Consider the following 22,089-nt stretch of genomic DNA (forward strand, 5'->3'; position numbering starts at 1 on the left):
TGAATCCTTACGAACATGTGTATATAATGTGTGAACGAAGTAAAATAAAAGACTTCGTTCACACTTTTTTTATGCTTGGAGAAGGAGAAATATCATGAAGACAGATATGACAAAGGGGAATCCGATGAAAATTATTCTGCTGTTTTCCATCCCTGTTTTGATGGGGAACCTGTTTCAGCAGTTTTATAATATGGTGGATACGATTATTGTGGGACAGTATTTAGGTTCAGATGCGCTGGCAGCAGTAGGTTCTACGGGCTGCTTAATGTTTTTGGTGCTGGGATTTGCAAACGGTATCGCACAAGGGTTTGGTGTTATGGTAAGCCATGCATTTGGAGCAAAGAATGAGAAGTTACTGAAACATTATGTGGCACTTGCTATTATTCTTACGGTGATAGTTTCAGTGATACTTACGATACCGACCGTTTTGGCATCAAGACAGTTTTTAATCTGGATGAATACGCCGGAAAATATTCTGGATATGGCGGATGCATATATTAAAGTTATTTTTGCAGGCATCTTTTGTACGATGTCCTACAATGTGGCATCTGGCCTGCTTCGAAGCATCGGCGACAGTAAGACACCACTTTACTTTTTGATTTTTTCATCCGCGCTTAATATTGTGCTGGATGTATTCCTGATTGTGGTGGCAAAGCTAGGAACTGCGGGAGCTGCGTATGCAACCGTTATCTCACAGGGAGTTTCTGCACTTCTTAGTTTTATTGTTATGTTTCGTAAATATGATATTTTGCGGACAAGCAGAGAGGATTACTATATGGATTTGAATGGAATTGGGCATATGTTATACATTGGAATCCAGATGGCGTTAAATTATTCGATTACAGCGATTGGAACCATGATTTTCCAGGCATCTGTCAATATGTTTGGCTCGCAGGTTGTGGCAGCTTTTACGGCTGCGTCCAAAGTACACAATATTGCAACACAGACGATGCCGACACTTGGAACCGCAGCTGCAACTTATTGCGGACAGAATCTTGGAGCTGGAAAATATGACCGTATCTTTAAAGGTATGAAGTCCTGCTTTTGGATTTGCATCGGTTGTGCCGTCGTGGCAGCAGCTATCAACTGTCTGGCAGGTCCTTATATGATAGGATGGTTTATCACCTCTCCGTCCGCAACGGATATTGAGAATGCAATGCGTTATCTAAGAATTGCAAGTATGTTTATGCTTCCGTTAGCATGGATTTTTGCATACCGGAATGGGCTGCAGGGATTAAACCGTGGATTGGTTCCAATGTTAAGCGGTGTTATGGAACTTGCAGCAAGAGCGATTGCAATTGCAATTTTAGCAAAACCATTCGGATATACCGGCGTGTGCTTTGCAGACCCAGCGGCATGGGTATCGACAGGAATCCTTTTGATTATCACTTATTTTATCTGGGAAATCCACATGAAGAAAAAGCTTTCCATGCAGGAACAGTTACAATAAAGCCTTTAAAATGCATATTAGCAAAAAAAGGATTGGAAATGCAGGCAAGAGTCCGATTTATTGGACTCTTGTTTTTTTATACTCCTAGTATCAAAAGACGGAACAAAAGTTAAAAGAAAAAGGAGTGTGAACACAATGAAAGGATATGTAGTAGAAGCAGGTTACATGGGATTTGTAGAGGGAAGATATATGTTGTTCGCGGATGAGGAAGATTATCGCGAATATTTTGAACAATGATTGAAATTTCCTTGCCGCTGTGGGATAATGGACAGGTAGACAACGAAGACTACAATTCCTTAGATAAGGGAGGCAGAATCATGGCAGGAAAAGAAATTGAAGTCTATGAAGGTGCACCAGACGTTAAAATCAAACCTTATGAGCACCATGCAAAATACTATGAGACCGATCAGATGGGAATCATTCATCATTCGAATTACATCAAGTGGATGGAAGAAGCAAGGATGGATCTGATGGAGCAGATGGGACTTAGTTACAAGCAGATGGAAGCAATGGAAATTATCAGTCCGGTATTATCCATTTCCTGTGACTATCACAGTATGGTTCACTTTGATGATGTTGTAGTAATCGAGACAAAGTTAGTAAAATATAACGGAATCAAGATGGAAGTGGAATACCGTATGACAGACAAAAAGACCGGAGAACTTCGCACGACAGGAAGAAGCTCCCATTGCTTTTTAAATCATGCAGGAAAGCCAATTTCCTTAAAGCGTTCCTATCCGGAACTTGATACCAAATTTTTCGAATATACGCAGAGTTAAAAATCTGCCATACCAGATGCGGTATGGCAGTTCTTGTTGCATGTAAAAGAATAATGAAAAGAAACGAGGAAGAAAGAAATGATAACAGAAAGATTAGCTGCGCTTCGCAAAGAGATGGCAAAACGCAACATTTCCATTTATGTTGTGCCAACAGCAGATTTTCATGAATCCGAATATGTCGGAGAACATTTTAAAGCAAGAAAATTTATTACAGGATTTACAGGTTCTGCGGGAACCGCAGTGATTACAATGGAGGAAGCAGGTCTTTGGACAGACGGCCGTTATTTTGTCCAGGCGGAAAAACAGTTACAGGGAAGTACCGTAACCTTATATCGCATGGGGGAAGAGGGCGTCCCGACTGTAAATGAATTTATCGAACAGAAGTTAAAAGAAGGCGGCACCATTGGCTTTGACGGACGTGTCGTTAACACCCGCTGGGGACTCCAGCTAAAGGAGATTGCAAAGAAGAAAAACGGAGCACTTTATGTCGAGGAAGATTTGATTGACCTTATCTGGAAAGACCGCCCGGCACTTGCAAAGACTCCGATGTTTATCTTAGAAGAAAAATATTCCGGAAAGAGCACAAAGACAAAATTAGAAGAGCTGCGTGCTGCAATGGAAAAAGAGGGCGCAGATACACATATTTTAACCTCACTTTACGATATCGCATGGCTGTTAAATGTCAGAGGAAATGATATCGAGTGTGTACCGGTTGTACTTTCTTTCTTACTTTTAACCAAGACAGACTGTACCTGGTTTTTACAGGAAGAGATTTTAACGGATGAGATTCGTGCTTATCTGAATGAGAATCACATCAAGACAAGACCTTATGAAGAGGTTTATGCGGCAGCAGCAGAACTTCCGGCAGATGCAAAAGTATTGCTTGACCGTGCATGCGTAAACTATCGAATCTGCAATAATTTAAAAGATTCAATTACAATTGTAGATGGAGCAAATCCAACTGAGTTGATGAAAGCGATAAAAAATCCGGTTGAGGTGGATAACACAAGAGCTGCCCATGTCAAAGACGGTGTCGCATTTACCAAGTTTATGTATTGGTTGAAACAGAACATTGGAAAAGAAAAGATTACCGAGATTTCAGCCTCTGATTATCTGGAAAAATGCAGAAGAGAGCAGGAGGGACTAATTGAGTTAAGCTTTAATACCATTTCTGCTTATGGACCAAATGCAGCCATGATGCACTATTCTGCAACACCGGAATCCGATGCAGAGTTAAAACCGGAAGGATTTTTACTGGTAGATTCCGGCGGACATTATTATGAAGGAACGACAGATATCACAAGAACAATTGCATTAGGACCGATTACGGATGAGATGAGATTACATTTTACAACCGTATGCCGTTCGAACTTAAATCTTGCAAATGCAAAGTTTTTATATGGATGCAGTGGCTTAAATCTGGACATCTTATCAAGAGGACCATTGTGGCAGATGGGAATTGACTATAAGTGTGGAACCGGTCACGGTGTTGGATATCTTTTGAATGTACACGAGGGACCAAACGGGTTCCGCTGGAGAGTTGTGCCGGAGCGTCATGACAATGGCACTTTGGAAGAGGGCATGATTACAACGGATGAACCTGGCGTATACTTAGAAGGAAAGTACGGAATCCGTACCGAGAATGAACTTGTCTGCCATAAGGCCGAGAAGAATGAGTATGGTCAGTTTATGGAATTTGAAAACATCACGTATGCGCCAATCGATCTGGATGCAATTGATCCGGACGAGATGACAGGCACAGAGCGTAAATTATTGAATGACTATCACAAGAAAGTCTACGAAACCATCTCACCGTATCTGACAGCGGAAGAGACGGAATGGTTAAAGAAATATACGAGAGCAATTTAAAGAAAGACATGGTGAATTTATGAGCGAAAAGTTAGTATTGATAGATGGACATAGTATTTTAAACCGGGCATATTTTGGAATCCCCGATTTGACAAACGCAGAAGGGCTGCATACCAATGCCGTATATGGTTTCTTAAACATTATGTTCAAGATTTTAGAGGAAGAGCAGCCGGATTATCTGACGGTTGCGTTTGATCTGTCGGCGCCGACTTTTCGCCATAAGATGTTTGATGCATACAAAGGAACCAGAAAACCGATGGCACAGGAACTTCGCCAGCAGGTTCCTTTGATGAAAGAAATGTTAGAGGCGATGGGCGTTACCGTTGTGACAAAAGAAGGATATGAGGCAGATGATATCCTTGGAACCATCGCAAAACAAAGTGAAAAAGAGGGTGTTGAAGTTGCGGTTGTCTCAGGAGACCGTGATTTGTTGCAGCTTGCCTCTGATCATATCAAAATCCGCATTCCAAAGACAAAACGTACCGGAACCGAGATTGAGGACTATTTAGCTACGGATGTAGTTGAAAAATATCAGGTAACACCACTTCAGTTTATCGATGTGAAAGCACTGATGGGGGATACCGCAGATAATATTCCGGGTGTGCCAGGAATCGGAGAAAAGACGGCAACCAGCCTGATTGTACAGTACGGAAGTATTGAAAATGCTTATGAGCATGTCGATGAAGTGAAACCACCTCGCGCAAGCAATAACTTAAGAGAACATTATGACATGGCAAAGATGAGTAAAACACTTGCCACCATCAAGATAGATGCTCCAATCGACTATCGGTTACAGGATGCAAAATTAGAGCATATTTCAGATCTTTATACCAAAGAAGCGTATTTGATGTGCAAACGGTTAGAGTTAAAGACTCTGTTAAAACGTTTCCAGGTAGAACAGTTTGCATCGGATGAGACGGAAAAGGAACAGCCGGAACAGTATTTTAAAGAAGTGACGGAGCCAAAAGAGGCAGAAAAGATTTTTGCTAAGGCAAAAGGAAAAGAGATTGGCTTTTATCTGGTTCCATCCGCAAAGGGTGGAGACAAAAAGATGGAGTCAGGCGGTCAGATGAGCCTTTTTGAGACGCCGGTGACAAACGCGTTCCTTGGAATGGCAGTTGCAATCTCAAAAGAAGAGATTTTTTATTTAAGAGCGGGTGAGCACTTGACAAGTGATAAGTTAGTCTCCCTTTTGGCGGACTGTGGGGCGGCATCCTATGCAACGCTTGACTTAAAGCCACAGGTAGCATTGCTTGGTTTATCGGACTGTAAGGAGAATGGAGGACTGAAAAAAGATTCCCTGTTCGATGCTGTGATTGCAGCTTATTTGATTAATCCGGCAAAAAATGAGTATGAATACGAAGACATTGCAAAAGATTTTGCAGACCTTTTCATTCCGTCTAAGGCAGATTTGCTTGGAAAACTTTCCTATGAACAGGCAAAAGAAGAAAAACCGCAGGATTTCTTAAAAAGTGTGTGCTATCCAGCCTATGTAGCGCTTGTTACAAAAGAAAAGTTATTACAGACACTAGACGAGATGGGAATGAAGAAACTCTATCTGACAATTGAGTTTCCACTGGTGTTCACATTGGCGGATATGGAAAAAGAAGGCATTATCTGTGACGCAACAGCTTTAAAAGAGTATGGCGAAAAGCTTTCCGTCAGAATCGACGAACTGGAAAAGAAGATTTACGAGGAAGCTGGCGAAGAATTTAATATCAATTCACCAAAACAGCTCGGCGTAATCTTATTTGAAAAGTTAGAGATGCCTAACGGAAAGAAAACGAAGACCGGCTATTCAACGGCAGCGGACGTGCTGGAAAAGCTAGCACCGGATTATCCGATTGTTGCCGATATTTTAGAGTACCGTCAGCTTACCAAATTAAAATCAACTTATGCCGATGGTCTTGCAAGCTGTATCAAAGAGGATGGAAGAATTCATACCACATTCAATCAGACAATCACGGTGACCGGCAGGTTAAGCAGTACCGAACCAAACTTACAGAATATCCCGATGAGAATTGAACTTGGACGCCTGATTCGAAAGACCTTCCTTCCAAAAGAAGGCTACGAATTTTTAGATTCCGATTATTCCCAGATAGAACTTCGTGTGTTAGCACATATGTCCGGGGATGAAAAACTGATTGAAGCGTACAAAGAGGCGCAGGATATTCACCGTATTACGGCATCCCAGGTTTTCCATATTCCGTTTGAGGAAGTGACTGATTTGCAAAGAAGAAATGCAAAAGCCGTAAACTTCGGGATTGTCTATGGAATCAGTTCCTTTGGCTTAAGCCAGGATTTAAGTATCAGTAAAAAAGAGGCGCAGCAATACATCGAGAGTTATTTTGCAACTTATCCAAAGATTAAGAGCTTTTTGGACGGCCTGGTAGAGCATGCAAAAGAAAATGGCTATGTGACGACCATGTTTGGAAGAAGAAGACCGGTACCGGAACTTAGCTCCAGTAATTTCATGCAGCGTTCCTTTGGAGAGCGCGTCGCAATGAATTCGCCAATCCAGGGAACTGCGGCAGACATTATCAAAATTGCAATGATTCGTGTCCATGACCGCCTGATTAAAGAGGGGCTAAAATCCAGACTGATTTTACAGGTACACGATGAATTATTGGTGGAGACTGCAAAAGAGGAACGCGATATCGTAGAAAAGATTTTAGAAGAAGAGATGCACGGTGCGGCAGACCTTAAGGTTTCCTTAGAGATTGATACCCATGCCGGCACGAACTGGTATGAGGCAAAATAATCGCAAAAAGATTGCAAGAGGAAAAGATAAGATGAGATTTATTGGAATTACAGGTGGCGTTGGTGCCGGAAAGTCTGCAATTCTTTCGTATTTAGCGAAAAAGGAGCGGACAAGGGTCATGTTAGCAGATGAAATTGCACATGACTTGATGAAACCGGGTACTTCGTGCTATGATAGGTTAAAGCAATGCTTTGGAAAAGAAGATATTTACCTGCCAGACGGTAATTTTGACCGGAATAAAATGGCTGCTGTTATTTTTGGGGATGATGCAAAGAGAGAGCAGCTCAATGCGATTGTGCATCCGGCAGTAAAAGAGTATGTGATAGAGCAGGAAGCTTTTGAACGGGAAAAAGGGAAACTGGATTTTCTGGTGTTAGAGGCTGCTTTGCTAATTGAAGAACATTATGATGAAATTTGCGATGAACTCTGGTATATTTATACGAAAGAGGAAGTGCGCAAAGTGCGTCTGATGGAGTCAAGGGGATATTCCGCGGAAAAAGTGCAGCAGATTTTTGACAGCCAGTTAAAAGAGTCGGAATACCGGAAACATTGCCGTGTTGTGATTGATAACAATGGCGCTTATGAGAAGACCTTTCAGCAGATAGATGCTGCGTTAGAATAGCTTAAAAAGCAAAAAATACAGATGGGGAGCCAAGAGGAGATACCGCAAATGAATGATGCAAAAGAATTAGAACAGCAATTGGTTTTCGGGCTTGATATTGGAACTAGAAATGTAGTTGGAACTGTCGGATATAAGGATGGTGATCAGTTTATTGTGGTTGCCCAATATGTCAAACAGCATGAGACAAGATCCATGCTCGACGGACAGATTCACGATATTGGCCGCGTTGGAAAGACAATAGAGGCTGTAAAAAAACAACTGGAAGAGCAGACAGGGGTGACGCTTTCAGAAGTATGTATCGCTGCAGCCGGACGTGTGTTAAAGACCGTTACGACATCGGTTGCGTTTGAATACGAGGAAGAGTCGGTTGTAACAGGAGAAGATATTCATACGCTTGACCTCCTTGGAATCGAGCATGCGCAGGAGATTTTAAAAGAAAAAAATGACACGAAGTATAAGTTCTACTGTGTTGGATACTCTGTTGTAAAATATTACTTAAATGACGAAGTTTTTTCCAATCTGGAGGGACATAAGGCGACTACGATTTCGGAGGATGTGATTGTAACATTCCTCCCGGAGGACGTTGTCGACGGTCTTTATGCAGCAGTTGGAATGGCGGGTCTAAGTGTTGCAAACTTAACCTTGGAGCCTATTGCGGCAATCAATGTCGCAATCCCGGAGAACTATCGTCTTTTGAATATTGGTCTTGTGGATGTAGGAGCCGGAACATCCGATATTTCCATCACCAAAGACGGAAGTATTGTGGCATACGGAATGATTCCTTTCGCCGGAGATGAAATCACAGAACTGATTGTACAAAATTACCTGGTTGATTTTAAGACAGCAGAGCATATCAAGCTTGCAAGTGGAACGGACTCACAGGTTACCTATGAGGATATCATGAGTATCACGCATACCATTCCATCTGAGGATGTCTGGAAATTGACAGAGCCTGTTGTAGATAAGATTACAACAGATGTTGCAGACAAAATCAAAGAGCTGAATGGAGATCAGGCTGTCAGCGCTACATTTGTAGTTGGAGGCGGCGGTAAAATCCACGGTTTTACGGAGATGCTTGCAGAAAAACTGGGACTTCCATCGGAACGTGTTGCGCTTCGAGGGGAGGAAGTCTTGCAGGAGGTTGTGTTTGAACAGGAGGATATCAAGAAAGACCCGCTTCTTGTAACACCGATTGGTATCTGCTTGAATTATTACGATCAGCGCAACAACTTTATTATGGTTCGTTTCAACGGAGAACGAATCCGCCTTTACGATAACAACAAGCTTACGATTGTAGATGCTGCACTTCAGGCAGGATTCCCGAATGATGAGCTTTTCCCAAAAAGAGGAAAAGAAATCAACTTTACGGTAAATGGAGTTGCCCGAATCGCAAGGGGTGAGGCCGGAGAGTCTGCAATTGTCACGATGAATGACAAGATTGTAAGCATCAACACACCGCTTGAACCAAACAGTGAGATTGTGATTGAGCCTTCCACCTGTGGTGAGGACGCACACTGTACGATTGAAGATCTTGGTGAGTACACACAGAGCACCATCATCTTCCAGGTCAATGACAAGAAAATCCGCTGCCCGAAATTTGTAGAGGTAAATGGAAGCTTAGAACCACCAAATTATCAGATTCAGGAAAATGATGTGATTGAGACAAGAAGCTTTTATACCGTCGGACAGGTGGCAGAATTTATGGATGTGGAACTTGATCCGGACAAAGAGATTTTTGTCAACAACCGTTTGGCAGATAAAAATACCCTGGTCTATGAAAACTTCACCATCGAATGGAGTGTATTATCCTTTGCATCTGCATCGGCAACCGGAAAGAAAATTGAGTATGTCGAAGATGACAAAGAGGATGTGGCAATTCCGTTTAGTGAGTCTATCCGTTCTTACGAACAGAATCTGGAACAGGAACAGAGTACAGAGCGCGGGTGGAACGAAGAAGAGAACTTAAGCCAGGAACAGAGCGAGTCAAAGGAACAGGACTTCGCTCAGGAAGAGAACCGGAATACAGAAAACGGTGTGGCAAATCCGAATGATTTTGCAGAGGAAACCACGCAGGTACAGCAGGAATGTGAAGATGCACCGGAAGACACTTTTAAGGCAGAAGAAACGACAAATGTAGTTGAAGATAAAACGCCACAGGGAGCGAAACTTTCTGTCTGGATTAACAACGAACCGTTTGAGATGTCAGGTAAGAAAGAATACATATTTGTAGATATTTTCAATTTTTACCCGTTTGATTTGACAGCTTCTAGGGGACGTGCAATTGTAACAAAGATTAATGGACAGAATGCACAGTTTGCGGAGCCGTTAAATGAGGGTGACCGAATTGAAATCTACTGGAAAGAGAATTAGAAAAGATGGAATTATGCAGTATTGCAAGTGGAAGCAGCGGAAACTGTATTTATGCAGGTTCCGATGAAAGCCACATTTTGATTGATGCCGGAATCAGCGGAAAGCGGATTGAGAACGGACTGAATTCGATAGACCTTAAGACGGCAGATATGCAGGGAATTTTAATTACACATGAACATATCGATCATATCGCAGGACTTGGAGTGGTAGCACGCCGCTACGGAATTCCGATGTATGCGACCAAAGAGACGATTGATGCCGTATTACATACGAAGTCCGTTGGAAAAATAGACGAAAGCCTTTTCCATGCGATTGAGCCGGGTGTTGATTTTTCAATCGGAGATTTGACGATTGAACCAATTTCCATTTCCCATGATGCAGCAAATCCGGTTGCATACAAGGTGAAACAACCGGGAAAAAGTATGGCGGTTATGACCGATTTAGGAAAGTATGACCAAAATATTATAGACAAACTAAAGAGTTTAGATGTATTATTGTTAGAAGCCAATCATGATGTGCAGATGTTACAGGTAGGATCTTATCCATACCCTTTGAAAAGAAGAATTCTTGGCGAAAAAGGGCATCTGTCGAATGAGGCGAGCGGACAGTTATTAGGTGAGATTTTACATGATCACTTTAACACTGTTTTTCTGGGGCATTTAAGTAAAGAGAATAATTACGAAGAATTAGCATATGAGACAGTACAGCTTGAGGTGACGATGGGTGAGAATCCGTACAACGGATCTGATTTCCCGATGTATGTTGCCAAGAGAGATGAAGTTTCGCCGATGATTCGTTTTTAGATATGTAAAAGAAAGAGGAGATTGAAAATGGAAAACACAGTAGACAAGACAATTATCACAGTAGTAGGCAAAGACACTGTCGGAATTATCGCCAAGGTATGTACTTATCTTGCAGAAGAGAAAATCAACGTGCTTGATATCTCACAGACAATTGTATCCGGCTATTTCAACATGATGATGGTGGTTGATATGAACAAAGCCGCAAAAGCATTTTCGGACTGCCAGAAAGATTTGGATGCACTTGGAACAGAAATCGGTGTTTCCATTAAATGCCAGCGCGCTGAGATTTTTGAAAAAATGCATCGTATCTAATGAAAGGAACTTGTGGAAATGATTAACATATTTGAAGTAAATGAAACCAACAAAATGGTGGAGCAGGAAAACCTTGATGTTAGAACGATTACAATCGGAATCAGCCTGCTGGATTGTATTGACTCAGACTTAAAGAAATTAAATGAAAATATCTACAATAAGATTACAACCGTTGCAAAGGATCTTGCAAAGACAGCGGAGACAATTGAGGGCGAATTCGGGATTCCAATCGTCAACAAACGTATTTCCGTTACCCCGATTGCATTGGTTGGCGGTTCTGCATGCAAGACACCAGAAGATTTCGTAACGATTGCACATACGATGGATAAAGCTGCAAAAGCAGTTGGCGTTAACCTGATTGGTGGTTATTCTGCATTAGTTTCCAAAGGAATGACAAAGGCAGATGAGACGCTGATTCGTTCGATTCCACAGGCATTGTCCACAACAGAGTGTGTCTGCAGTTCCGTAAATTTAGGCTCTACAAAGACGGGAATTAACATGGACGGCGTGAAGCTGATGGGCGAAATCTTACTCGAACTTGCAGAAGTGACAAAAGACCGTGATTCTGTTGACTGTATGAAGCTGGTTGTATTCTGTAACGCACCAGACGATAACCCATTTATGGCAGGTGCTTTCCATGGCGTGACAGAAGCAGATGCTATCATTAACGTTGGTGTCAGCGGCCCTGGTGTAGTAAAGACTGCCCTGGAAAAAGTACGTGGAGAGAGCTTTGAGGTTCTCTGCGAGACTATCAAAAAGACAGCGTTTAAGGTAACACGTGTTGGCCAGCTTGTTGCAAAAGAGGCTTCTAAGATGCTTGGAATTCCATTCGGAATCGTAGACTTATCTTTAGCACCGACACCTGCAGTTGGAGACAGTGTTGCAGATATTCTTTGTGAAATCGGATTAGAATATGCAGGAGCACCGGGTACAACAGCAGCGCTTGCGCTTTTGAATGACCAGGTGAAAAAAGGCGGCGTTATGGCATCCTCTTATGTTGGTGGCTTAAGCGGTGCGTTTATTCCGGTCAGCGAGGATCAGGGAATGATTGATGCTGTGACAGCAGGAGCCATGACAATCGAGAAGTTAGAGGCAATGACTTGTGTATGTTCCGTTGGACTTGATATGATTGCAATTCCAGGAGATACACCGGCAACTACAATTTCCGGTATTATTGCAGATGAGATGGCAATCGGTATGGTGAACCAGAAGACAACAGCAGCACGTTTGATTCCGGTGATTGGAAAAGGTGTTGGTGATACCGTAGAGTTTGGTGGATTGTTTGGTTATGCGCCAATTATGCCGGTAAACAAATACTCCTGTGCAGATTTTGTGAATCGTGGAGGAAGAATTCCTGCACCAATTCATAGCTTTAAGAACTAAGATGGGGATTTGCGCAACAATATTGTAAAATCAGATGATATTTCAAGTAAAAAGGAAGGTCGTTAAAAAACGACCTTCCTTTTTTGCGTAAAACACGCAAAAATATGCTCCATATATCCGAAAATGCTTAAAAAATAAAGGTTTATCGGTTGCGCAAAAGTTGAAAACGAGAAAAAAGTAGTGAAGATAGGACAAATTACCTTGTGCAAATCTGCTAAAAAACGGTCGGGATTATTATAAATCATGCACATTGACACAAAAACACTGCCGTAATATACTAAGAATACAGAACAACCGATTGCGCAAAGGTGCGCAGGGAGTATCACACACCAGCGTCGGTCGATTCCACGGAACCATATAGATTCCAAAAAGAATAGGGAGGATTTTTCAAAATGAAAAAGAAAGTAATTAGTGCTTTATTATGCGTAAGCATGATGGCAACATTAGTTGCTGGTTGCGGAAGCAAAGCAGCTGATGACAGCAGCAACACAGACAGTAACAACGCAGCAACAGCTGACACACAGGCAGCAGACAGCAGCAATGCAACATCTTCAGAAGATGCAATTGCAAACTTAATCGCTGCAACAGACGGAACCGTAAACATTCAGTTATGGTGTTCTGAACTTGAGTCTTATCAGAATGTTATGAAAGAATTAACAGATAAATTCCAGGAACAGTATTCTGATGTAGATTTCAACATCACAATCGGTGCTGTATCTGAGGCAGATGCAAAAGATAAGATTTTGGAAGATATTGACGCAGCAGCAGATGTATTCGTATTTGCAGATGATCAGGTAAATGACCTTGTAAATGCTGGCGCACTTCAGGAAGTAGCAGCTACTTATACATATGACCCAACAGAGACAAACTCTAAGGCGACTGTAGATGCAGCTACAAAAGACGGAAAGCTTTACGCTTACCCATTAACAGCTTCTAACGGATATTTCTTATATTATGATTCAAGCATTTTCTCAGAAGATGATGTAGCTTCCTGGGAAGCACTTACGGCAAAAGCTGAAGAAGCAGGAACTCAGGTAGGTATGGACGTAGCAAACGGCTGGTACTTATACGGATTCTTCGCAGGAGCAGGATGCGAACTTTCTATGAACGATGACAATACAAACAACTGTGACTGGAACAACGAAACAGGTGTGAAAGTAGCAGAGAGCGTTGAGAACATTACTTCTTCTTCCGCATTTGTAAGCGTAGCAGATGAAGATGCTATCACAATGTTAAGCGATGGAACACTTGGTGCATATGTTTCCGGTACATGGGATGCAAAATCATTCCAGGAAGCATATGGTGATGGATATGCAGCATGCAAACTTCCTACTTTTGATGTAGACGGAACAGCTACACAGATGGGATCTTACGCTGGTTACAAATTCGTTGGTGTTAACTCTCATGCAGAAAACATTGGTTGGTCTATGCTTCTTGCTGAGTACTTAACAAACGAAGAAAGCCAGTTAGCAATTGGTAATGCAACAGAAGAAGGTCCTGCAAACATCAATGCAGCAGCTCAGATTGATTCCCCAGCACTTGCAGCACTTGCAGCTCAGTCTGCATACGCAGATCAGCAGGTTGTAGGTCAGAACTACTGGGATCCAGCAAAAGCACTTGGTCAGAACCTTATTGATGGAGCTTCTGATATTCAGGGTGTACTTAATGATGCTGTAGATGGTATTACACAGGAAATCGCTGAATAATCATCAACTAGACAAAAGAACTTAAAAACTTAGTTTCCCGCATGCTCTGCACTGGGCAGGGCATGCGGAATTTTTAAAGACACAAGATTTGATCAGACAGATAAAAATTTTGTCAAAGGACAAAATTAATCATTCACGCGTATAGGGAGTGAATCTATGAAAACTTTTTTTAATGCAGTCAAAAAATACTTTGCCGATTTTGGAAAAGCCGTGGCAAAGGGCGATATCTGGTGTAAACTCTCACTGATTGTCATGGGTGCCGGATATTGGGGACGTAAACAGATATTGAAGGGAATTTTAATCACAGCTCTTGAAGTTGTATTCTTCCTATTTACCGGTCTTTTTTCTATCAATTATATTAAGGATTTAGGAACACTTGGTACCGTACAGTACGAAGCGGTATTCGATCCTCTGACAATGAAAAATACTGTTAACGATTACGATAACTCATTACTGATTCTTCTTTATGGTATTGTAGGTATCTTAGCAATCTTAGCATTCATACTTTTATATATAAGCAATATGAAGGCAGTTTACCGTCTCCAGCTTATGAAGGAAGAGGGAGAACACATCAATACATTTGGTGAGGACATAAAATCTCTTTTCAACGGTAAGTTTTATGTTACATTGCTTACCTTGCCAAGTATCGGTGTCATTATGATGAATATCATCCCAATTGTCTTTATGTCATGTGTGGCATTTACCAATTATGATATCAATCATATGCCGCCAAACTACTTGTTTACATGGGTTGGTCTTAGCAACTTTAAGAACATGTTTACAGGCGGTGCCACCATCACATTTTCCTATGCATTTATCAGAATTCTTGCATGGACATTGGTTTGGGCGGTATCGGCAACGTTTACAACGTTTATTGGTGGTATTCTTTTGGCAAAATTAATCAACCATGAAAATACCTATTTCAAGAAAGTGTGGAGATCACTTTTTGTAGTAACCATTGCAATTCCACAGTTTGTAACATTGTTGCTTGTCAGCAAAATGTTCAGCGACCACGGTATTGTAAATACATGGTGTTCCAATATTGGACTGACAGGTTTCCTCCAGCATATAGGACTTGTATCCGGTAACTTTATACCATTCCTGTCAAAACCGGGCTGGTCACATGTGATGATTGTCCTCATTAATATCTGGGTCGGTGTACCGTATCAGATGCTTTCCGCTACCGGTATTTTGATGAACATCCCGACAGACCAGTTAGAGAGTGCACGAATCGACGGCGCAAACAAATGGCAGATTTTCTGGAAAATCACAATGCCATATGTATTGTTTATCTGCGGACCATCCTTAGTTCAGAGCGTTATCGCAAATATCAATAACTTTAACGTTATTTACCTGCTTACAAGCTCAACCGCTACATCCAATATGGCGTTTGCAAACTCCAATGCAAAAGAGACAGACCTTCTGATTACATGGTTGTTTACATTGACGAACGACAACTCAAACTACAAGATGGCATCTGTCATCGGTATTGTTTCATTCGTTATCTGCGCACTTCTGACACTGCTTAGTTACACAAGAATGATTAGTGGCGACAAAGAGGAGGTGTACCAGTAAAATGAAGAAAAAAACCTGGAATATTATTATAAGGCATATTGTGCTAGCTCTGTTAGCATTTATCTGGCTGATACCGATTGTATGGCTGGTTGTAACCTCATTATCAACAGCAAAGGGAGTAAGTTACCAGCACTTTTTCCCATCACACTGGACACTGGCAAATTATCACCAGCTGTTCTTTGAGACAGATACGGCAGCGAATTTCCCTGCCTGGTTTAAAAATACATTCATTGTAGCGTTTTTCACCTGTATCGTTTCGTCCGCATTCGTATTGATGGTATCTTATGCATTCAGTTGTATGAGATTTAGAGGAAGAAAACAGCTTATGAGCTTTTCTATCATCCTTGGAATGTTCCCTGGTGTCCTTTCCATGATTGCTGTTTACTTCGTATTAAAGATGATTGGACTTACCGATACGCTCGCTGGTCTGGTTATCGTATACTCCGCAGGTTCCGGATTAGGATTTTTGGTATTAAAAGGATTCTTCGATACCATTCCGGTTTCCTTAAGAGAGGCAGCCCGCTTAGAGGGAGCTTCCGAGGCAACTATTTTTGGAAAAATCATCATTCCGTTGTCAAAACCAATGATTGTATACACGATTATCAATTCATTCTTAAATCCATGGATGGATTTCGTTATGGCACGAATCATGATTAAATCAAAAGATTCTGCGGACTGGACAGTTGCAATCGGACTTTACAACCTGCTTCAGAAGACGTTGATTGGCGATTATTTCGCAATCTTCTGTGCCGGCGGTGTTATGATTGCAATTCCAATTTCCGTCCTTTTCGTAGTGATGCAGAAATTCTACGTAGAAGGTGTAACAGGAGGAGCCGTAAAAGGCTAATAAAGTTGAAATGTTATTCATGAAGGCGGGCAGCACCCCCAATGCTGTCCGAGACCATGATGGGCATAATATAGAAAATAAATGCCAAAGAGTTTGGCTGAATGGAGGAAAAAATGGACAAATTTGTATTGAATCTGATCCATCGTCCAGAAATGGTTCCAGAGTATTCTGCAACTGTAACAGGACAGGGAAAAGAAGAGGATATCGGAGATAAAGCTCTCTTGACAGAGTCTTTGGATATCTTTAAGACACAGCAGAGACTTGCACATGAGAATGGATTAAAAGTAACCATTCAGATGACATATGCTTCTCTTTTCAACGACGAAGCAGTAGAAATCGCAAAACATGACCACGAAGTATATGGTGATGAAATTGCATTATCTTTACTTGGATTACCATGTGAAGAGTTCCGTGAAAAATATAAGACAAAGGACTTCTGTATCTGGATGTTCTCCATGGAAGATAAAAAGGCAATCGTCAATGACGTATTCGAGAAATTCCATGACAGATTTGGATTCTATCCAGAATCGACAGGTTCTTACTACATGGACGCAGATTTAACAAACTACATCAAAGCAACTTATCCAACTGTAAAATGTGCAGTTGCAACCTGCTGGGAGGAAGGACCAAAAGCATACCATACCTGTAACAACTCCTGGTATACATTATTCGATGGAGGCCCATGGGCACCTTGGATTCCATCCAAACAGAATACACATGCTCCGGCAGCGAACAAAGAAGAGGATAGCGGAATCGTAGCAATCCCTCATCTTTCCCGTGACTTAATTGCTTGTTACGATGGAAATGGTTCGAACTTCGGAACACATCCACAGAACGTACTTCGTGGAATGATTTACGATACAAAGACATGGGAGTATCCATATCTTTACAACTTAATTGACCAGTATCGTTCCCTTGAAAAATACAACAACGGATATTCATACAACATGATGTTTGTTGGACCAGGCTGGATGAACAAAATGGGACGCTGGGAGCAGCCATATGAGCTTCTCTATAAGTCTTACAGCGATGGATGTGCTTACTATGGTAAGCTGAAAAAAGAAGGACAGCTTGTTGATATGACAATGTCCGAGTTCGCAGATTACTACCGTGAGAAGAAGGGTGTAAACGACAACAACTACAACGAGCCGGAATGTGCTCTTTGGAGAGATATCTTATATGGTTCTGATAAACAGTTATTCTGGTATTGCGATCCATATATGAGAGCATGCGTTAACATGGATCAGGGTGGAGCAATCGTTGACCTTCGTCCATACGCAGCAAAATTAGAGTGGCCGGTTGGTATCGGAACAAAACATGTTCAGGATGCATCTTACCCATTCTTAATTCAGGAGAAATATCGTGCAGGTTACTTCACACATTACGCTGGAGAAGGAACCGTAAGAAGTGCAAAACTTTCTTACAAAGGAGAGGAAGTAGACCTTTGTCTCTGCCCTACACATGCACACTTCTCACAGGAAGGAAAGACAAGAATCTTAACACTCGACCCTGTTACAATCGAGTTTAGAGATTTAACCGTCAAACTTCAGACAAAAGAATACTTCGAGGAAGGTTCTTCGAACATCAAGATTGAACGTCATATCTTAGAGATGAGCGATCCTACTGCAGAAGTAACATTAAACGAATACATGGTAGCATGTTACGGTACAACAGAGTACTCTGAGGATATGTCCCATATCACATTAAAGATTGATGGACCGGAAGAAAAGACAATCAATTACGAATACAAATGCCGTGAAGAGGGCGTGAAAGGTGCTTCTGAAGTAAGCGCAGTCATTCCTGAAATCGAGACAAGAGTATCTATGACAGCATCAGATGCAAAGGCAGAAGGATATGTAAAAGAGGGATATGCTTTCTCACCAATGTTCACATTGGGATACAGAAAAACAATCTCAGATAAGGAGGTATTTGCAACATGGCTCAACTTGGCAAAGGCAAATTAAATTACAGATGTCCGTCTTGCTTTTTAAGAGATCTCGACATTGATATGTTCTACAATAAAGAAACAGGTATTTACAGCTGTATCCGCTGTCAGTACAGAGGAACTGAAGAGGACGTTTTAGAAAAAAACGAGATGATTCGTTTCCGCTATAAAGCAATGCATGACAGAATCACAAAATTTGATTTTGATTAAGTACAAGTCACGCATATGCGCATGACTCCGGTATTTAAAGGGCGCATAGGGAAATAACCTATGCGCCCTTTTTAGGCTGGTAAGGTGTAGGATGGATAAGAAAGATAGGAAGGAAAGGAACAAGAAATGAAATTTGTAAAGGGAATGGATTTATCTACCTTAGTAGAATTAGAGCGTTGTGGCGCAAAATATTATGACAATGGAAAAGAGATGGATATTTTAGATATCATGAAAAAATATGATGTCGATACCATCCGTATCCGACTTTGGAATGATCCATGGACCGAAACAGGAGAGTCTTATGGTGCAGGAGAAAATGATTTAAAGACATCCTTAGAAATCGCAAAAAGAGTGACAGACGCAGGATTTGGCGTATTGTTAAACTTCCATTACAGCGATTTCTGGGCAGACCCAGGAAAGCAGTTTAAACCAAAAGCATGGGCAAGCTACGGTGTGGAAGAATTAGAAAAAGCAGTATACGATTTTACAGCAGAGACGATGGAAGTTTTTGAAAAAGAAGGCGTAAATATCACAATGGTTCAGGTTGGAAATGAGCTTTCCAATGGACTGCTCTGGCCGGAGGGAAAAGTGCCAAACTATGACAACATCGCAAAATTTGTCAATGCCGGAATTCGTGGTGTCCGTAAAGTTGACGGTGAAGTGCCGATTATGATCCACTTAGACAACGGTGGCAAGAATGAATTGTACCGTGAATGGTTTGACAATTTCATGAAGCGTGGAGAGGATTTCCAGATTATTGGTTTGTCTTATTATCCATTCTGGCATGGAACACTCGATATGTTAGAAAATAACATGAACGATATCGCAAAGCGTTATGGAAAAGATTTGATTGTGGCAGAAGTTTCCATGGGATATACGATGCAAGACTATAAAGATTATGAAAAACTTTCCGATGAAGAAAGAAAAGGTTATGCAACACGCCAGGAACTGGTGGAAAAGATTGAATATCCAATGACCATACAAGGGCAGTATGATTTTATGCAGGATTTCTTAAACAGAATCAGTCATATTGCAGATAACAAAGGAAGAGGATTCTTCTACTGGGAGCCGGCATGGATTCCGGTACCAGGCTCCGGATGGGCAACTCCTGCATCTTTAAAATACATTCAGGACCCTGGTCCATGTGGAAACGAATGGGCAAACCAGGCGTTGTTTGACTATGAAGGAAATGTACTTCCTACTTTACAGTTAATCCGTGATTTTAAGGCAGAGTAAGAGATACAAATTGTTGTATGACTTTTGAACTTTACTAATTTTTCCAGGAGAGAACGATGGAACGGGTAATCCTATTTCAAAATGCGGTTGAGACGCTAGGGTATTTTTCGAAGCAGATAGCAGAAACGTTTATACAACAGGGAATGGATGTATTTTTTGTTGACTACGATAATTTGAATGAAAACCTAAGGGAACTTCCAGGGTTTGTAAAAAAAGGAACAACGGCACTTCTTACATTTAATTTTATTGGAGTCGGCGGAGAAGATATCTTTTGGAAGGAGAATGATACTTCCATCTGGGAGCAATATGAGATACCAATCTTAAACATTTTGGTGGATCATCCGCTTTATTACCATACAAAGTTAAAAAGATATGGAAAAGGGATGAAAATCTTTTGCATTGACAGAGAACACGTTACCTATTTGAAACGGTTTTACCCGGATTACATTGTGAAATTTTTGCCACTCGGTGGAAATGTTTTGCTCGAAAAAGAAAAAAAGACTTCCAATCTTATGTTGCAGGATGAAGAACACATGCTGCCAGTCGGGGAGCGGCCATATGACGTGGTTTTTACAGCCAACTATGTGCCAATGGAGCAGATTGACCGCCCAATCAGGGAGGCAGATGCGGAATATCAAAGATTTTATCGGGATATTTATCAAAGCCTGATGGAGCATCCGTATGTGCCGGTGGATGTAATTTTGGAGGAGAAGATTCGCCAGGAGGTAGGAGCAGTCACAGAGGAAGACCTGAGTTCTGTTATGGAAAAAATGTGTTTTCTGGATCTTTGTGCAAGAACTTCCTTCCGTGATCAGGTGATTCGTACCTTGACGGATGCAGACCTTAAGGTGCATGTATTTGGTGCTGGTTGGGAACATTTTTCCTGTAAAAAACCGTGGAATCTGATAACAAATGGGAGAATGATAAGTTCTGCGGATTGTGTGAACGTAATTTCCAATGCGAAAATCTGTTTGAATGTGATGCCTGGTTTTACCGACGGCGCACACGACAGGGTTTTTACAGCAATGCTTCAAAAGGCGGTCTCCCTTACCGATGATACGCATTATCTGCGGGAAGAGTGGAAGGATGGCGAACATCTGATTTTCTACTCCAAGGAGCAGATGGAAAGGCTGGAGTGTCAGGTAAAAAAATTATTGGAAAATCCGGAGCAGATGCAGCATATTGCGGACGTAGCTTATGAGCGTGCAAGCAGGGAATGTACCTGGGGGGAGCGGGCAATCCAATTACAAATGGAGTTAAATTCTTAAGATTTTTTAAATGGGGTTCATTTTTCATAGATAGATTCGATATATATCTTGTAACGTATTAAAAAGTAAGATTATACGAAACGGGGAAAGAGCTATGAGAATACAAAGCCGATCAGCAATGTCACTGTCTCGCTCAAGACAGGTTCGACAGGCGAAAATCAATTACAGAATCAGTGCTGGCAGAGCAAAGCGGACGAAGAGTTCCTCAGGTTCTAAGACGTTATCAGCACTCAATACGTCCAACAACAAATTATCACTCTATGATGCTTTGATGAAGAAGCTGCAGGGGACGGACACAAGTTCGAATAAGAACGAGAATGTCACGACAGCAGCCCAGAAGAAGAACTACACACTTTTAAAACAGTATGCGACAAATGTAGTTTCATCCGGTAAAAAGCTTTTGGATGAGAGTGAAGGCTCCCTTTTTGACGAGGCATCTAAGACGGTTTCTGAAGACATCACGGACGAGACGAAGAAGAAAGAAGCAGAACAAAAGATTGCAGATGCCAAGGATAAGGTGAAAAAACAGGCATTGGAGTTTATCAACGAGTATAACGATATGATAGACAAGATGAATGATATCTCATCGAATACCAATGAATTGTATTTAAAGCAGCTAAAACAGTATGGGACAATAAGTTCTGCTGCATTTACCAAAGTTGGTATCAGCGCAAACAAAGACGGTACACTTACCGTTGATGAGGCAAAGTTAAAGGCAGCTGATTGGAAGGATTTGAAAGCTGTTTTTGGCGAGAAAGGCAGCTTTGTTGACAAAGTGACGGCAAAGACAAAGTATATCAAATCGAGTGCAGAGTACAATCTGTCTAATCTTAGCAAGGTTTATAGCAGCAGTACTTACAGCAATACAGGCCGTGCTTACGAGACTGGCAGCAGCACGTTCCAGGCAAGAGGATGATATATTAGTTTTTCTAATAGAAATAAGTAAATAAATT

At 41.5% G+C, this 22,089-nt stretch carries 17 protein-coding genes; all 17 read left to right on the forward strand.

Going from position 1 to position 22,089, the window contains the following annotated elements; translation table 11 throughout:
• The first annotated feature begins 94 nt into the window (after positions 1–94).
• The 17 genes from BIV16_RS03015 to BIV16_RS03095 all read left to right on the forward strand — a co-directional run bounded on the left by BIV16_RS03015 (position 95) and on the right by BIV16_RS03095 (position 22,052).
• The gene (locus BIV16_RS03015) at positions 95–1,450 is read left to right on the forward strand and encodes an MATE family efflux transporter (RefSeq protein WP_075679410.1); all 1,356 of its coding nucleotides are present in this window, start codon (positions 95–97) and stop codon (positions 1,448–1,450) included.
• Positions 1,451–1,767: 317 nt separating this feature from the next.
• Positions 1,768–2,229, forward strand: coding sequence for an acyl-CoA thioesterase (locus BIV16_RS03020; RefSeq protein ID WP_075679751.1), 462 nt, complete (start codon positions 1,768–1,770; stop codon positions 2,227–2,229).
• 78 nt (positions 2,230–2,307) lie between these two features.
• On the forward strand, positions 2,308–4,098 hold the full coding sequence (locus BIV16_RS03025; protein ID WP_075679409.1) for an aminopeptidase P family protein: 1,791 nt from the start codon (positions 2,308–2,310) through the stop codon (positions 4,096–4,098).
• Positions 4,099–4,117: 19 nt separating this feature from the next.
• Positions 4,118–6,859: a DNA polymerase I gene (gene polA, locus BIV16_RS03030; protein ID WP_075679408.1), complete on the forward strand. Its 2,742-nt coding sequence runs from the start codon at positions 4,118–4,120 to the stop codon at positions 6,857–6,859.
• 31 nt (positions 6,860–6,890) lie between these two features.
• A complete protein-coding gene (gene coaE / locus BIV16_RS03035; RefSeq protein ID WP_143524698.1) occupies positions 6,891–7,481 on the forward strand; it encodes a dephospho-CoA kinase in 591 nt (196 codons plus the stop codon).
• Positions 7,482–7,529: 48 nt separating this feature from the next.
• Positions 7,530–9,851 (forward strand): cell division FtsA domain-containing protein, encoded by a 2,322-nt coding sequence (locus tag BIV16_RS03040; protein ID WP_075679406.1) that lies wholly within the window; start codon positions 7,530–7,532, stop codon positions 9,849–9,851.
• Between the two features lie 5 nt (positions 9,852–9,856).
• Positions 9,857–10,654 (forward strand): MBL fold metallo-hydrolase, encoded by a 798-nt coding sequence (locus BIV16_RS03045; protein ID WP_075679405.1) that lies wholly within the window; start codon positions 9,857–9,859, stop codon positions 10,652–10,654.
• A 27-nt stretch (positions 10,655–10,681) separates the two neighbouring features.
• Complete coding sequence (locus BIV16_RS03050) at positions 10,682–10,966, forward strand: ACT domain-containing protein (protein ID WP_075679404.1); 285 nt, start codon at positions 10,682–10,684, stop codon at positions 10,964–10,966.
• Between the two features lie 18 nt (positions 10,967–10,984).
• Positions 10,985–12,349 (forward strand): PFL family protein, encoded by a 1,365-nt coding sequence (locus BIV16_RS03055; protein ID WP_075679403.1) that lies wholly within the window; start codon positions 10,985–10,987, stop codon positions 12,347–12,349.
• Positions 12,350–12,741: 392 nt separating this feature from the next.
• The gene (locus tag BIV16_RS03060; protein WP_075679402.1) at positions 12,742–14,055 is read left to right on the forward strand and encodes an extracellular solute-binding protein; all 1,314 of its coding nucleotides are present in this window, start codon (positions 12,742–12,744) and stop codon (positions 14,053–14,055) included.
• Positions 14,056–14,211: 156 nt separating this feature from the next.
• Positions 14,212–15,630 (forward strand): carbohydrate ABC transporter permease, encoded by a 1,419-nt coding sequence (locus BIV16_RS03065; protein WP_075679401.1) that lies wholly within the window; start codon positions 14,212–14,214, stop codon positions 15,628–15,630.
• 1 nt (position 15,631) lies between these two features.
• Positions 15,632–16,477, forward strand: coding sequence for a sugar ABC transporter permease (locus BIV16_RS03070; RefSeq protein WP_075679400.1), 846 nt, complete (start codon positions 15,632–15,634; stop codon positions 16,475–16,477).
• A gap of 113 nt (positions 16,478–16,590) precedes the next feature.
• Entirely contained in the window at positions 16,591–18,441 is a 1,851-nt protein-coding gene (locus BIV16_RS03075; protein WP_075679750.1) for a hypothetical protein, read from the forward strand.
• Positions 18,414–18,632 (forward strand): hypothetical protein, encoded by a 219-nt coding sequence (locus tag BIV16_RS03080; protein ID WP_006858267.1) that lies wholly within the window; start codon positions 18,414–18,416, stop codon positions 18,630–18,632. Before BIV16_RS03075 ends, BIV16_RS03080 begins: the two co-directional genes overlap by 28 nt.
• Positions 18,633–18,758: 126 nt before the next feature.
• Entirely contained in the window at positions 18,759–19,868 is a 1,110-nt protein-coding gene (locus BIV16_RS03085) for a glycoside hydrolase family 53 protein (protein ID WP_075679399.1), read from the forward strand.
• Between the two features lie 56 nt (positions 19,869–19,924).
• Entirely contained in the window at positions 19,925–21,136 is a 1,212-nt protein-coding gene (locus BIV16_RS03090; protein ID WP_075679398.1) for a glycosyltransferase family protein, read from the forward strand.
• A gap of 94 nt (positions 21,137–21,230) precedes the next feature.
• Positions 21,231–22,052, forward strand: a complete 822-nt coding sequence (locus BIV16_RS03095) for a hypothetical protein (RefSeq protein ID WP_143524697.1) — start codon at positions 21,231–21,233, stop codon at positions 22,050–22,052.
• The last annotated feature ends 37 nt before the right edge of the window (positions 22,053–22,089 follow it).

This window comes from Roseburia sp. 831b, from assembly GCF_001940165.2.
In the GTDB taxonomy this organism is placed as follows: Bacteria; Bacillota; Clostridia; order Lachnospirales; family Lachnospiraceae; genus Roseburia.